Source organism: Mycobacterium hubeiense (assembly GCF_002838065.1).
Lineage (GTDB): Bacteria > Actinomycetota > Actinomycetes > Mycobacteriales > Mycobacteriaceae > Mycobacterium > Mycobacterium hubeiense.
The window spans coordinates 129,710-142,869 of record NZ_PIZU01000006.1; the positions used below are offsets into that span (position 1 = coordinate 129,710).

The window sequence follows — 13,160 nt, forward strand, 5'->3', positions numbered from 1 at the left end:
CTCACGCCGAGGACTTGCTCCGGAACTCCGAAAGTGCTTCCGCGACCGCGTCCGCGCCACCGTCCCACTGGCTCGACGACGTGATGCTCGGGAAGGGCAAGCTGAATCGGCGGTGGCCGTCTGGGGTGCCGCTACGGCCGAGCAACCGCAGCGCCGGCATCGCTACGCGCGCGGCCAGCGTCATCGCCCGCATGACGGGCAGCGACGGTGCCGGAACGCCGACCGGCGACATCTGGATGGCGATGTACAAGATGTCCCAGTCGGTGTCGATGTGACTGATCTTCCAGTCGTCGGTGACCATATAGCGGTCCACGCCAATGAAATTGATGCACTTGCCGGTGGGCGGGACCACGATATCGGTGGCCGGCACACGCACCGGGCCGGTCCAGCGTGCGACACCGCGCCACGGAATGACCACCCGCCACTGGCCGTCGAAGTAGTCGGCGTACGGCAGCGACCGGACAGTGCCGTCCTGCGGGTAGAACCCCATGTCGGGAAACGCTTCGAAGCAGGCCGCACAGTTGGCCAGGGTTTCTTCGCGGCCGGTGCGCTGGTTTTGAAACGTTGACGAGTCGATGAACCCGCAGTCCGGTGTCATGCAGTCGCGCAAGCGGTCGACGCTCTGGGTATTCCACGCCTCGAACCAGCGCCTTCCGAAGTCGTACAACCCTTTCGCCGGCAGTCCCCGTTTGACCGCCTCCTCTTCCTGCTTCTTCGTCCGTTTCCAGAACTCCGGCATGATCGCCTGATACTGGGCGTGTTCGGGGGACGGGCCGAGATGGTAGAGCGTTTTCATGCGGTTCCCTTCGTCAGCGACGGAAGAGCTTGGCGGGCAGGCCGCCCGCCAGCCCGGTGGAGACGCGGATTTGGTGTTTGGGCTGCCAGCCATCGCGAACCTGGATGCTGTACCGCTGCAGGATCGCCGCCAGCGTCAGCGTCCCCTCGATGTAGGCCATCCGCATGCCCATACACTTTCGCGGGCCAACATTGAACGGCACGAACGCATTTCGGTTTATCGTGTCGGTGAGGAATCGTTGCGGCTCGAAACGCTCTGGCTCGGTCCAGAAGCGGGGGTCGCGGTGCAACCCGTACGGCGAGATCATCACGTGTGAACCCTGCGGGATGAAGTAGCCGCCGATCTCGTCGTCTTCGGTCGCGGTGCGAATATTGCCCGGCGCCGCCTGGAACCGCTGCCCTTCGTCGAAGCACGCGCGGACGTACGTGAGCCGCTCGAGATGGGCGTACTCCAGCGGGGCTCCGCCGAGCGCGTCGACCTCTTCGTAGGCGCGTGCCAGCGCGTGCGGGTTGCGCGTCAGCAGCGCCAGCGTCCACGCCAGCGCCTCGGCGGTGGTCTCGAACCCGGCGAACACCAAACCGGAAAGCTCCGAACGCATGCGGCGATACCGATCTTCGCGGGTGCCCGGGAAATCCGGCTCCATCGTCAGTAGGACATCCATGATGTCCATCGGATCGCGCGGCCCGTCGGCACGGCGGCGGGCGATCTGCGCGTCGAGATCGGCCATCAATGTGTTCTTGGCGGGAATCCCGCGGCGCTGATACGGCCGCGGAATCCACCCGGGCAGCTGGTACATCACGGCACGGCCGATGACGTAAAACCCGTAGTCTCTTGCATATTCGACGTAGCGGTGGATTTTCTCGTCGGGCAATACTTCGCTGAACATGGAGCGCATCAGGCCATCCATCACCACCGCGCCGAGCTCGTGTTCGAGGTCGAGCCACTCCCCCTCGCGAGTGGCCCAACTCTCGACACGCTCGGTCACCGCTTCGGCCATCTGCGGGGTGACCTTCGCGAGCGCCTTCTCTCCGAAGTGCGGGTTGAGCGGCCGGCGCGTGCGCTTCCACTCCTCGCCTTCCAGTAGCGGCAACGCCGGCGGTTCCCCGGTGACCAGCTCACGCGTCGCCTCATGTTTGACGTAGCGCTGGTGGTACCGGGTCATGATGTGGTCGACGTGGTCGGGGTGACTGACGAGCGTGACGGTCCAACCCGGAAGGGGAACCGGCACGTCCACCACGTCGCCGTAGCGGCGGGCAAGCTCCGGCAGCAGCGCGTAGTAGTTGCGTGCGTACCGCGCCGCGAGGGCCGCCAAACCGGGTAACGACGGGCCCGGCGGCCGCGGCAGTTCACGCGCCCGCGTCGGTTCCTCGTGTTGGTGCGCGTCCGATGCGGTGGCAGAGGTCACGTGAGTCCCTTCACTTGGCGGCACGAGCGCGCGCCATCGGTGTTACACAGAACCATAAACGTCTCAGTGATACACAGTCAATAGCCCGCTGCGATTTGGGCAGCAGCAGGCCATGGGCTGGAATCGGCGAAAGCCGTATTGGCGGTGAGAATCTGGCGGCCGTCCGCCGTCGGGCTAGCCCGCGCTTTGACGCGGTAATCCGCCGGTCGCCTCGAACACCACGCGTCGGCCGATCTCGACGGCGTGGTCGGCGAAGCGTTCGTAGAACCGGCCCAGCAGTGCGACATCCACGGCGGCACACACCCCGCTTGTCCAGTTGCGGTCCATCATCACGGTGAACAAGTGCTGGTGCTGAGTGTCGACGGCGTCGTCCTCGTCGCGCAGATGTGCGGCCCTGACCGGGTCGCGCGACAGCAGCACGTCCTGTGCGGTTCTGGCCAATTGGACCGCCTTGCTCCCCATCTCGGCGAAGCAGGCACGAACTTCGTCGGGCACCGCGTTCGCGGGGTGTCGTCGACGCGCGATCTTGGCGACGTGCAGGGCCAGTCCGCCCATGCGGTCGATGTCGGCGGCGATGTGGATCGAGCCGACAATCTCCCTCAAGTCGCGGGCCACCGGCTGTTGCAGCGCAAGCAATTTGAGGGCACCATGCTCGGCGCGCTTACTCAGCGCGGCGATACGGTCGTAGTCCGCGAACACCTGCTCGGCCATCGCCAGATCCGCCTGCAGCAGGGCGTCGGTCGCGTGCTCCATGGCATCCGCCGCCAGGCCGCACATCTCGCCCAACTGCTCGCCCAATGCGGACAGCTGTTCGTGGTAGGCGTTCCGCATTAGCTGTGGATACCCGTACCCGAGGACGTCTAACCGGCCGAGCTGACCGGTTCGATCGGCAGCCACCGCAGGGCACCCGGCGCGTCGGCGGGCACCACCGGATTCTGCGGCGCAATCGGATCCAACCGCTTGTACGGCTGACCCTGAGGCGGCCTGCGATCCTCCTGACTCTTGTTGGGCCACAACGACGCTGCGCGTTCAGCCTGCGCGGTGATCGACAGCGACGGGTTCACCCCGAGGTTCGCCGAGATCGCCGCGCCGTCCATCACGTACAGCGTCGGATAGCCGTACACCCGCTGATACGGGTCGATCACGCCGTGTTCGGGGCTGTCGCCGATCGCCGCGCCGCCGAGGAAGTGCGCGGTCAGCGGGATGTTGAACAGTTCACCCCAGGTGCCGCCTGCGACGCCATCGATCTTCTCGGCGATGCGACGGGTGACCTCGTTGCCGACCGGGATCCACGTCGGGTTGGGCTCGCCATGCCCCTGCTTACTGGTCATCCGGCGGACACCGAGCTTGGTGCGTTCGGTGAACGTGGTGATCGAATTGTCCAGATGCTGCATCACCAACGCGATCACCGTTCGCTCGCTCCAATGCGAGGGATTGAGCAGCCGCAGCAGCGCGCGCGGATCTTTGGCGCCCTGCTGGAGGAACTGCTTCCACCGCGGCACGTCGGTGCCTTGCGGACCGGCCCCGTCGGTCATCAGTGTCTGCAGCAGACCCATGGCGTTGGAGCCCTTGCCGTAGCGCACCGGTTCGACGTGCGTGTCGGAGGTGGGATGGATCGACGATGTGATCGCCACCCCGTGCGTCAGGTCCAGGTCGTCGCGCACCTTGATGGTGGCCGCGCCGACGATCGACTCCGAATTGGTCCGCGTCAGCACGCCGAGCTTGTCAGATAGCTTGGGCAGCTTGCCTTTATCGCGCATCTTGAACAGCAGCTTCTGGGTGCCCCAGGTGCCGGCCGCCAGGATCAGGTGCTCGGCGGTGAAGGTGCGGTGCTTGCGACGTAACCCGAGGCCGGTGCGTGCGGTGCGCACCTCCCACAGCCCGTCGGCACGCTGCTCGAAGCCCGTCACCGTCGTCATCGGATGTACTTCTGCGCCAGCGGATTCCGCGAGCCCGAGGTAGTTCTTCACCAACGTGTTCTTGGCCCCGTAGCGGCAGCCCGTCATACACGAGCCGCATTCGATGCAGCCGGTGCGGGCGGGGCCGGCGCCGCCGAAATACGGGTCGGGCACCGTCTTGCCCGGCGTCTTCTTGCCGTCCGGACCGAAGAACACCCCGACGGGGGTGGGCACGAACGTGTCGCCGACGCCCATGTCGTCGGCGACTTCTTTGACGATGCGGTCGGCGTCGGTGAACGTCGGATTCTTGACCACGCCGAGCATCCGCTGCGCCTGGTCGTAATGCGGCATCAGCTCGGAGCGCCAGTCGGTGATGTGCGCCCACTGCTTGTCGGCGAAGAACGGCTCCGGCGGCACGTACAGCGTGTTGGCGTAGTTCAGCGAGCCGCCGCCGACGCCCGCGCCGGCCAGGATCATGACGTTGCGCAGCAAGTGGATCCGCTGGATGCCGTAGCAGCCCAGCTTCGGGGCCCACAGGAATTTGCGCAGATTCCACGAGGTCTTCGCGAATTCCTCGTCGGCAAACCTGCGCCCGGCCTCGAGCACGCCGACGCGGTAGCCCTTCTCGGTGAGCCGCAGCGCGCTGACACTGCCGCCGAACCCCGAACCGATGATGAGGACGTCGTAGTCAGGCTTCATCGGCTAAGTATGGGCTTACCCGCCGGTAACTTGCTAGAGAGGTTCGCCTAACTTCGCGGCGGCTCCCGACCGCCCGCCGAGCGTGCGGTTTCATACGCGACACGCCGCGCAGTGCGTATGAAAGCGCACACTCGCGGCCCGAGTCAGGACCCGAGCGGCCGGGCGGCGGGCCGCCTACCTAGCTCCCGACGGTGAGGCCGACCTTCTGGAACTCCTTGAGATCGCAGTAGCCGGCCTTGGCCATCGACCGGCGCAGCCCGCCGACCAGGTTCAGCGAACCGAACGGATCGTCCGACGGGCCGTTGAGAACTTGCTGCAGCGGCGGGCGCTCGCCGATCGCCACCTGCAAAAGCGCGCCGCGCGGCAGCGACGGGTGCGCGGCCGCGGCGGGCCAGAACCAGCCGTCGCCCAGCGCCTCGGCCGCGATCGCCAGCGGGGTGCCCAGCACCACCGCGTCAGCGCCGCAGGCGATGGCCTTGGCCAGCTCACCGGAGGTGTGGATGTCGCCGTCGGCGAGCACATGTACGTATCGCCCGCCGGTCTCGTCGAGGTATTCGCGACGGGCCGCGGCGGCATCGGCGATCGCGGTGGCCATCGGCACGCTGATGCCCAGCACCTCATCGGACGTCGTCACCCCGGCCGTCGACCCGTAGCCCACGATCACGCCCGCCGCGCCGGTGCGCATCAGGTGCAGGGCGGTGCGATGGTCCAGCACGCCGCCGGCCACCACCGGCACGTCCAGTTCGGCGATGAACGTCTTGAGGTTCAGCGGCTCACCATCATTGGCGACCCGCTCCGCGGAGACGATGGTGCCCTGGATGACGAGCAGGTCGATGCCGGCGGCGATCAGCGACGGCGTCAGTGTCCGCGCGTTCTGCGGGCTGACCCGCACGGCCGTCGTCACCCCGGCTTCCCGGATCCGCGCCACCGCGGCGCCCAGCAGGTCGGGATCCAGTGGCGCCGAATGCAATTGCTGCAGCAGGCGGATCGCCGCAGACGGTTCGGGCTCCTTCTCGGCAGCCTCGATGATCTGGTGGATCTTCTCCTCGACGTCGGCGTGGCGGCCGATCAGCCCCTCGCCGTTGAGCACACCCAGCCCGCCCTGGCGGCCCAGCTCGATGGCGAACTCCGGTGAGACCAGGGCATCGGTGGGGTGCGACACCACCGGAATCTCGAAGCGATACGCGTCGATCTGCCAGGCCGTCGACACGTCCTGCGACGACCGGGTGCGCCGCGACGGCACGATATTGATGTCAGCGAGTTCGTAAGTGCGACGGGCGGTTCGGCCCATGCCAATTTCGACCATGTCACGCATGACCGCTCTCCCCCTCAGCGGGCGTAGTAGTTCGGCGCCTCGACGGTCATCGTGATGTCGTGCGGATGGCTCTCCTTCAGACCGGCCGCCGTGATCTGCACGAACTGCGCCTGCTGCAGCTGCTCGATGGTGGCCGAACCGGTGTAACCCATCGCGGCGCGCAGGCCGCCGGTGAGCTGATGGATCACCGTCGACAGCGGACCCCGGAACGGGACGCGGCCCTCGATGCCCTCCGGCACCAGCTTGTCCTCGCTCAAAGCATCGTCTTGGAAGTAGCGGTCTTTGGAGTAGGACTTGCCGCCGCCGCGACCCTGCATCGCGCCCAGCGAACCCATGCCGCGATAGCTCTTGAACTGCTTGCCGTTGACGAAGATCAGCTCGCCCGGGGCCTCGGCGGTGCCGGCCAGCAGCGAGCCCAGCATCGCCGTCGACGCGCCGGCGGCCAGCGCCTTGGCGATGTCGCCGGAGTACTGCAGACCGCCGTCGGCGATCACCGGCACACCGTAGGGCTTGCAGGCCGCGACGGCCTCGAGAATCGCGGTGATCTGCGGGGCGCCGACGCCCGCGACGACGCGCGTGGTGCAGATCGAGCCGGGGCCCACACCCACCTTCACGGCGTCGGCGCCGGCCTCGACGAGCGCGGCCGCCGCGGCGCGGGTGGCGACGTTGCCGCCGACGACCTCGACGCGGTCGCCCACCATCGTCTTGAGCCGGTGCACCATGTCGAGCACGCCGCGGTTGTGGGCGTGCGCGGTGTCGACCACCAGCACGTCGACGCCGGCGTCGACCAGCGTCGTCGCCCGGGTCCAGGCGTCGTCGCCGACACCGACCGCGGCGCCCACCAGCAGCCGGCCGTCGCTGTCCTTGGTGGCCAGCGGGAACTGCTCGGTCTTGACGAAGTCCTTGACGGTGATCAGCCCGGTCAGCTTGCCGTGCCCGTCGACGATGGGCAGCTTCTCAATCTTGTTGCGCCGCAACAGGCCAAGCGCGGCGTCGGCGGTCACGCCTTCGCGGGCGGTGATCAGCGGCGCCTTGGTCATCACCTCCGACACGGGCTTGTTCATATCGACTTCGAAGCGCATGTCGCGGTTGGTGATGATGCCCACGAGCGAGCCGGTGTCGTCGACGACGGGCAGCCCCGAGATGCGGAACCGCGCGCACATGGCGTCGACCTCGGCCAGCGTGTTGTCCGGCGAGCAGGTGACCGGGTCGGTGACCATGCCGGCCTCGGAGCGTTTGACCGTCTCGACCTGGCCGGCCTGCTCGGCCACCGGAAGGTTGCGGTGCAGCACCCCCATACCGCCGGCGCGCGCCATCGCGATGGCCATCCGGGACTCGGTGACGGTGTCCATTGCCGAGCTGACCAACGGCACCTTCAGGCGGATCTTGCGGGTGAGCTGGCTGGAGGTGTCGGCGGTGGCGGGCACCACATCGGAGGCGGCGGGCAGCAGCAAGACGTCGTCGAAGGTCAGCCCGAGCATCGCGATCTTCGTCGGATCGTCGCCGCCGGTCGGCACCGGTACGGCGATGGGAACGCTGCTTTCAGCGATCGACATGGGTGGGGCCTCCAGACAGGCACAGGCTGAGCTAGATAACCATCTTATCGGCATTCACCTCGCCGCTTCGGTGGCACGCGGGCGGCGGCGATCGGCTGGCGCGATACCAGTGCCGCTGCGTAATGTGGGACACGTGCGAGACCACCTACCACCTGGTTTGCCACCCGATCCGTTCGCCGACGACCCATGCGACCCGTCGGCGGCGCTTGACGCCCTCGAACCGGGCCAGCCGCTGGATCCGCAGGAGCGCACCGCGGTCGAGGCCGACCTCGCCGACCTTGCGGTCTACGAGGCCCTGTTGGCACACAAAGGTATTCGTGGCCTGGTGGTGTGCTGCGACGAATGTCAGCAGGACCACTACCACGACTGGGACATGTTGCGCGCCAACCTGCTGCAGCTGCTCGTCGACGGCACCGTGCGCCCGCATGAGCCCGCCTATGACCCGGAACCCGACGCCTATGTGACGTGGGATTACTGCCGGGGATACGCCGACGCCTCGCTCAACGAAGCGACGTCGGATTCCGACGGCTACCGCTGAGGCTTTCCGCCCTTATCAGCCCCATCGCCGCCCAGGTCCAACTCGGGCAGCTCGAACACCGGCGTCGTCGTCACGGGGATCTCGGCTGGATCCTCGTCGCCACCGCGACCACCTGAGTCGTCGCCGCGTCCTTGCTGGGGCCCCTGTTGGTCACCCTGCCCGCGGCCCGACTGGTCGTCCACGACACCCGAATCGCCACCGCCCGGCTCCTGCGTCGGGGGCTCTTGAGTTGGGGGCTTTTGGGCCGGCAATTCGACGGCAGGCTCCTCCGGCTCCGGGCTGACGACGGTCGTCGTCGTCGTAGTCGGCGGTTCTGGCTCTGGATCGGGCTTTGGTTCCTCGGAGGGCTCCTCGGAGGGCTCCTCGGTGGGCTCCTCGGAGGGCGAGGGCTTTGGCTCCTCGGAGGGCTCCTCGGATGGCTCCTCGGATGGGGAGGGCGACGTGCTCGTCGTGGTGGTCTCCGACGTTGTCGTGGACGGCGTGGTCGACGTTGCCGAGTCGACGATCGCGGGCAGCGGACTATCCGGGTTGTCGACCGGCGGCAGGGGCAGCACCGGCGGCGGCGCGTCCGGCGGCACCGTCGCAGCCGGATTGCGGGTTTCCACCTTCACCGACAGCTGCTGCCACTTCTCGACGAGCTCCTGTTTGCGCTCGGTGTCGTCAACCGTGGCGACCGTGGTGGTGATGGCCTGCAACTTGTCCTGGGCGGCGGCCCACTGGCCCTGGTCGATCAGCTGCTGCACCTCGGCCAGCTCGGTCTGCGCCGCGAGCACCACCTGATCGTCGCGGGTGGCTTGCTTCTCGCCGAACAGCATGGTGTGCAGCCCGTAGAGCGGGTCGCCCGGGCCCGCGCCGTAGACCACGGCGCCAAATCCGCCGAGGCACAACAGCGCAGCGGCAACCGATCCGACGATCGCCATCGACATCCGCGTGCGATGCCGGGAGGCGAGCGCACGCTGTAACGCCACCGACGCGTCGTGGCGCGTCAGCACCGCGGTGATCGGCGGATCGCGCACCTCGTCACGCCATCCGGCCAGCAGGTAGGCCAGTTCCGCCTCGCCGGGATCCGTCGAGTAGACGGGCTGCTCGGTGGCGAGCGCGTCGAGGAAACGATCCGTGCGATTGATCTCGTTGAGCGACGGATCGCCCCCGTTTGCGCTCCAGCGTCCGAAATCAGGCATGGCCCTGCTCCGTCGCCAAGATCTCGGCCTTCAACCGCGCCAGTGCACGATGCTGGGCCACCCGCACAGCGCCGGCGGTGCTGCCGACCGCTTCGGCGGTCTCCTCGGCGCTCATGCCGACGACCACGCGCAGGATCAGGATTTCGCGCTGCTTCTCGGGCAGCACCGACAGCAGTTTGGCCATCCGCGCCGACGATTCGGACTCCAACGCCATCTGTTCGGGGCCTGCATCGGGCGATAACCGTTCGGGCAGTGAGTCGGTCGGATCCGCGCGGTTACGGGCGGCCGCCCGATGGGCGTCAGCTACCTTGTGCGCGGCGATGCCATACACAAAGGCCAGGAACGGTCGTCCCTGATCCTTGTAGCGCGGCAGCGCCGTGATGGCGGCCAAGCAAACCTCCTGCGCGACGTCATCTGCTGAAAGACCGCTTCGTTCCGTCGCTCCGACCCTGGCTCGGCAGTACCGAACCACGATCGGACGGATGGTCTCCAGCACCTCCCGGAGGGCGTCCCTGTCGCCGGCTACTGCCTCAGCAACGACAGCATCGAGACGTTCTCCCGAACTTGTCATCGTGGGCGATATCTCCAGCGTTACGAACGCCGACACGCGGCGGTGGGTTGCTCAGCTAAACAATAACGATCCGGACGGGGCGGTCCGGATCAGCGATCAGACCACACGCCACCCCTGCGACGCACTGTATCTGCGCATTTGTCGCGGATGGCGAGCACCTGGGTGGACGAATGGACGGTGCCGCCGATGCCTACCAGTAGACACGCCAACGCCCACCGCAACGGCACCATTCCCAGCCGGTCGCAGGCCTGCAGTGCGTCGTCGGCAACCTTTCGTGAGCGGTCGAGCTCGCCGACGCTGCACAGCGCGGCCGCGAGGACCACCTGCGATTTGACGGCGTGACGGGCAGAGCCGAAGTCCTGGGCGAGGTCGACGGCCCGGTGCGCGTGCCCGACGGCGGTGGTGCCGTCGCCGCGGGCCATCGCGAGCTCGGCGCTCACCCAGGCGAGGCGGATCGGCAGCCGATCCGAGTCCTCGGGTAGCAGCGCTTGGTCCAGCAGGCGGGCTGACGCCGCGAACCGGCCCACGCCGAGGGCGTCGGCAGCCAGGCCGATCAAAGCGTCCGCCGTCGCCTCCGGGTCGTCGTTGGCGAGAGCCAGGGCGCGGCCGTCGAAGCCTCGAGCCTTGTGATGCCAGCCGAGCTGGCGGAGGAACGAGGCGTGCGTGCTGTGCGCCAGCGACACCAGCCGTCCGGGTTGGAGGCGACGCAGCGTGGCCAGGTCCGCCATCGCGCTGCCGTAGCGTCCCTGCCCGCCGGCGGCAACGGCGCGCAGCCACACGTCGTGCGGGGTGGCCGCTGCGGGCAGCGGCCAACGCCCCGGGTCATCCCCGAAGGCGGCGTCTTCCAGCACAGCGGTCACGGGCATCGGATGGCGACGGTATCAATAACGCGTTAATGTGCGATACCGGCGGGCACGGGTATAAAGCGATGCGAAATCAGCATTGGTTTGGTTAACAATTGGTGCTGCGTACGTTAATTCGATGTCAACCGGCTGGCAGCGCTGGAAATTGTCGGCGGCGCACTCGCCGGTCACGAGCAGGTCAAACGCGAATCCGGCTGTCGCGGCGGGTGTCTCGTGAACAGGGTTCCGAGTGCCTAAGCGACGCAAGGATGAACGTGATGTAAATTCTTGAGCTGCTGTTATGGCCTTGAGCACATGCCTCGGCTATTGACGGAATTTCGTAAGCCCCCCTAGTTTGTGTGCACGAGTAGTCATCGGCGACTGTGCTCGGATCGGTTCGGTCAACTCACGCATTCCCGCGTTTGCGAAAAGGGTGTGTAGAGAGGGGTTTCCAATGCCACAGCCGCAGCAGCTACCCGGCCCCAACGCTGACATCTGGGATTGGCAGATGCATGGCCTGTGCCGAGGTGTGGATTCGTCAATGTTCTTTCACCCCGACGGCGAGCGGGGCCGCGCCCGCATGCAGCGCGAGAAGCGGGCCAAGGAGATGTGCCGCGCCTGCCCGGTGATCGCCCAGTGCCGCTCGCATGCGCTGGCGGTCGGCGAGCCCTACGGCATCTGGGGTGGGTTGAGCGAGTCCGAGCGCGAGCTGTTGTTGAAGCGGGGCATCCGCCGCACTGCTTAGGTCTTTCGCCTTGCGCCTTGCGCCTTGCGTCGAGATCGACGCAATGGCTGCGATTCCGCGTCCGCCAGCGACCATTTTGTCGATCTCGCGGTGCCCTCGCATCGCTGGCAGCTCGCCACCGAATACCAGTAACTGGATCATCGCCACACAGCGCGACGCAGTTGTGTGAGCCTGTCGACCGTCGACAATCACTCCTAACTGATATAAGCTCAAGCTGATATCGTGTGGTGTGTGCGGAAATGGGAGGTCGATCTCACCCTCATTGAAGCCTGGATAGACACCCTCGGCGACGAGGAGTACGACAACTTGATAGCAGCGCTGGAGCAGTTGGAGGAACACGGCCCAGTAACCCGCCGACCGTTCGTGGACACCCTCGAAGGGTCGAAGCACCCAAACATGAAGGAGCTTCGTCTACGCCCCACCAAGGCCGGAGCCCACATCCGTGTGCTGTTCGCCTTCGATATCGAAGCCCGGGCGATCATGCTCGTCGCTGGAGATAAGGCTGGGAATTGGTCCAAGTGGTATGCCAAGCACATTCCCATCGCCGATGACTTGTTCACTGCTCACCAAGAGCGTCTGCTCAAGGAACAAGACAAAGCCGCCAAAGACGTGAATCAGAAGACAAGGAAGAGGAAGAAGCGATGACCACACTTGATGACATGCGCCGTCGGCGTCCGGGCAACCGTGCCCGTATCGACGCGATCAAGGCTGAGATGGATCGCGAAGTTGCCCGGTATCGCCTCCGTGAACTGCGCGAGGCCGCTGGCTTCACGCAGACCACACTTGCTGCGGCTATTGGTGTTGGCCAGAATCGTGTCTCCCAGATCGAGCACGGCGAACTAGGCACAAGTCGTGTCGACACTCTCCGCAAGTACGTTGAGGCGACGGGCGGTGAATTGGAGCTCGCTGTGAAGCGCCCGGACGGTTCACGGGTCCTCCTCAGCCTATAACCGTGTCCCGAGGCCTCGGACTAACACGCAAGCTCCTGGCTGATCGCTGAGGATTCAACGCACTTGAGCAGCGAGCGTTCGGCATTCAGCCGGGATGGACTGCGTCACCGCAGGATCGAGCCCGAAAACCTCTGTGGGACTGATATTCCCTTCAGCCCGTGATCAACCCGAGAAGACTGCGCAATGGGAGATCAGTTGTTGAAGATCTGGCTGATCTCGTTGCGTTTGTCCGACAGCTGCTTCTCCATGTAGATGGCGTTGAAGAGTGCGAACGCCAAACACAGGGCAGCGACGACTCGCACCCACGTGGTGGCGCGCATGAAGAACGCGATAGCCGTACCGGCGGCGACCACACCAACGCCAGTCCAAATCGGGCCTGTGCCGGTTAGCAGGCTGACCGACTGCATCGACATCACAAGCCCGATGGCGACTAGCACACACACACCAATTGCGACCGCTGTTCGTTTGCTGATGTTGGATCCGTCCGCTTCGGCCGGCGGCGGCGGCCCGCCCCATGCGGTGCCGTTCCAGTAGATCTTCTTCCCAGGGTCTGATGGATCGGGATACCAGCCAGGTGCAGGCGACGGTTGGGTCACGCGGACCTCCATTTGCTGTTTGCGATCGTCGGAGATTAGCAAGCGCACGCACGAAAACGCCCCCAGTC

The 13,160-nt window shown here is 66.3% G+C and carries 14 protein-coding genes; 4 read left to right on the forward strand and 10 right to left on the reverse strand.

Going from position 1 to position 13,160, the window contains the following annotated elements:
* Nucleotide 1: 1 nt before the first annotated feature.
* From CWS39_RS07500 to guaB, 6 genes are all read right to left on the reverse strand, one after another.
* Entirely contained in the window at nt 2-796 is a 795-nt protein-coding gene (locus CWS39_RS07500; protein WP_102142279.1) for a nuclear transport factor 2 family protein, read from the reverse strand.
* A 13-nt stretch (nt 797-809) separates the two neighbouring features.
* Nucleotides 810-2,201, reverse strand: coding sequence for a cytochrome P450 (locus CWS39_RS07505; RefSeq protein WP_102142280.1), 1,392 nt, complete (start codon nt 2,199-2,201; stop codon nt 810-812).
* 174 nt (nt 2,202-2,375) lie between these two features.
* Nucleotides 2,376-3,032 (reverse strand): phosphate signaling complex protein PhoU, encoded by a 657-nt coding sequence (gene phoU / locus CWS39_RS07510; protein ID WP_102142281.1) that lies wholly within the window; start codon nt 3,030-3,032, stop codon nt 2,376-2,378.
* A gap of 29 nt (nt 3,033-3,061) precedes the next feature.
* Entirely contained in the window at nt 3,062-4,798 is a 1,737-nt protein-coding gene (locus CWS39_RS07515) for a GMC oxidoreductase (protein ID WP_102142282.1), read from the reverse strand.
* 178 nt (nt 4,799-4,976) lie between these two features.
* Nucleotides 4,977-6,104 (reverse strand): GuaB3 family IMP dehydrogenase-related protein, encoded by a 1,128-nt coding sequence (locus CWS39_RS07520; protein WP_199177998.1) that lies wholly within the window; start codon nt 6,102-6,104, stop codon nt 4,977-4,979.
* 23 nt (nt 6,105-6,127) lie between these two features.
* Nucleotides 6,128-7,669, reverse strand: a complete 1,542-nt coding sequence (gene guaB, locus CWS39_RS07525; RefSeq protein ID WP_102142284.1) for an IMP dehydrogenase — start codon at nt 7,667-7,669, stop codon at nt 6,128-6,130.
* 133 nt (nt 7,670-7,802) lie between these two features.
* On the opposite strand from guaB, the gene CWS39_RS07530 reads away from it, so the two are divergent.
* On the forward strand, nt 7,803-8,207 hold the full coding sequence (locus tag CWS39_RS07530) for a DUF5319 domain-containing protein (RefSeq protein ID WP_011768106.1): 405 nt from the start codon (nt 7,803-7,805) through the stop codon (nt 8,205-8,207).
* Here the strand turns inward: CWS39_RS07530 and CWS39_RS07535 are convergent.
* The 3 genes from CWS39_RS07535 to CWS39_RS07545 all read right to left on the reverse strand — a co-directional run bounded on the left by CWS39_RS07535 (nt 8,198) and on the right by CWS39_RS07545 (nt 10,825).
* Nucleotides 8,198-9,388 carry an anti-sigma-D factor RsdA gene (locus CWS39_RS07535; protein ID WP_102142285.1) on the reverse strand — a complete coding sequence of 397 codons (1,191 nt, stop codon included), beginning with the start codon at nt 9,386-9,388 and terminating at the stop codon, nt 8,198-8,200. The two genes, CWS39_RS07530 and CWS39_RS07535, sit on opposite strands and share 10 nt — an antisense overlap.
* Nucleotides 9,381-9,959 carry a sigma-70 family RNA polymerase sigma factor gene (locus tag CWS39_RS07540; RefSeq protein ID WP_102142320.1) on the reverse strand — a complete coding sequence of 193 codons (579 nt, stop codon included), beginning with the start codon at nt 9,957-9,959 and terminating at the stop codon, nt 9,381-9,383. Before CWS39_RS07540 ends, CWS39_RS07535 begins: the two co-directional genes overlap by 8 nt.
* Nucleotides 9,960-10,048: 89 nt before the next feature.
* Nucleotides 10,049-10,825 (reverse strand): tetratricopeptide repeat protein, encoded by a 777-nt coding sequence (locus CWS39_RS07545; protein WP_102142286.1) that lies wholly within the window; start codon nt 10,823-10,825, stop codon nt 10,049-10,051.
* Nucleotides 10,826-11,255: 430 nt separating this feature from the next.
* On the opposite strand from CWS39_RS07545, the gene CWS39_RS07550 reads away from it, so the two are divergent.
* From CWS39_RS07550 to CWS39_RS07560, 3 genes are all read left to right on the forward strand, one after another.
* The gene (locus CWS39_RS07550) at nt 11,256-11,546 is read left to right on the forward strand and encodes a WhiB family transcriptional regulator (protein WP_102142287.1); all 291 of its coding nucleotides are present in this window, start codon (nt 11,256-11,258) and stop codon (nt 11,544-11,546) included.
* Between the two features lie 231 nt (nt 11,547-11,777).
* On the forward strand, nt 11,778-12,191 hold the full coding sequence (locus tag CWS39_RS07555; protein WP_102142288.1) for a type II toxin-antitoxin system RelE/ParE family toxin: 414 nt from the start codon (nt 11,778-11,780) through the stop codon (nt 12,189-12,191).
* Nucleotides 12,188-12,496 (forward strand): helix-turn-helix domain-containing protein, encoded by a 309-nt coding sequence (locus CWS39_RS07560; protein ID WP_102142289.1) that lies wholly within the window; start codon nt 12,188-12,190, stop codon nt 12,494-12,496. Before CWS39_RS07555 ends, CWS39_RS07560 begins: the two co-directional genes overlap by 4 nt.
* Nucleotides 12,497-12,687: 191 nt before the next feature.
* Here CWS39_RS07560 and CWS39_RS07565 read toward each other — a convergent pair whose 3' ends face one another.
* Nucleotides 12,688-13,092: a DUF2510 domain-containing protein gene (locus CWS39_RS07565; protein ID WP_233213396.1), complete on the reverse strand. Its 405-nt coding sequence runs from the start codon at nt 13,090-13,092 to the stop codon at nt 12,688-12,690.
* Nucleotides 13,093-13,160 lie beyond the last annotated feature (68 nt).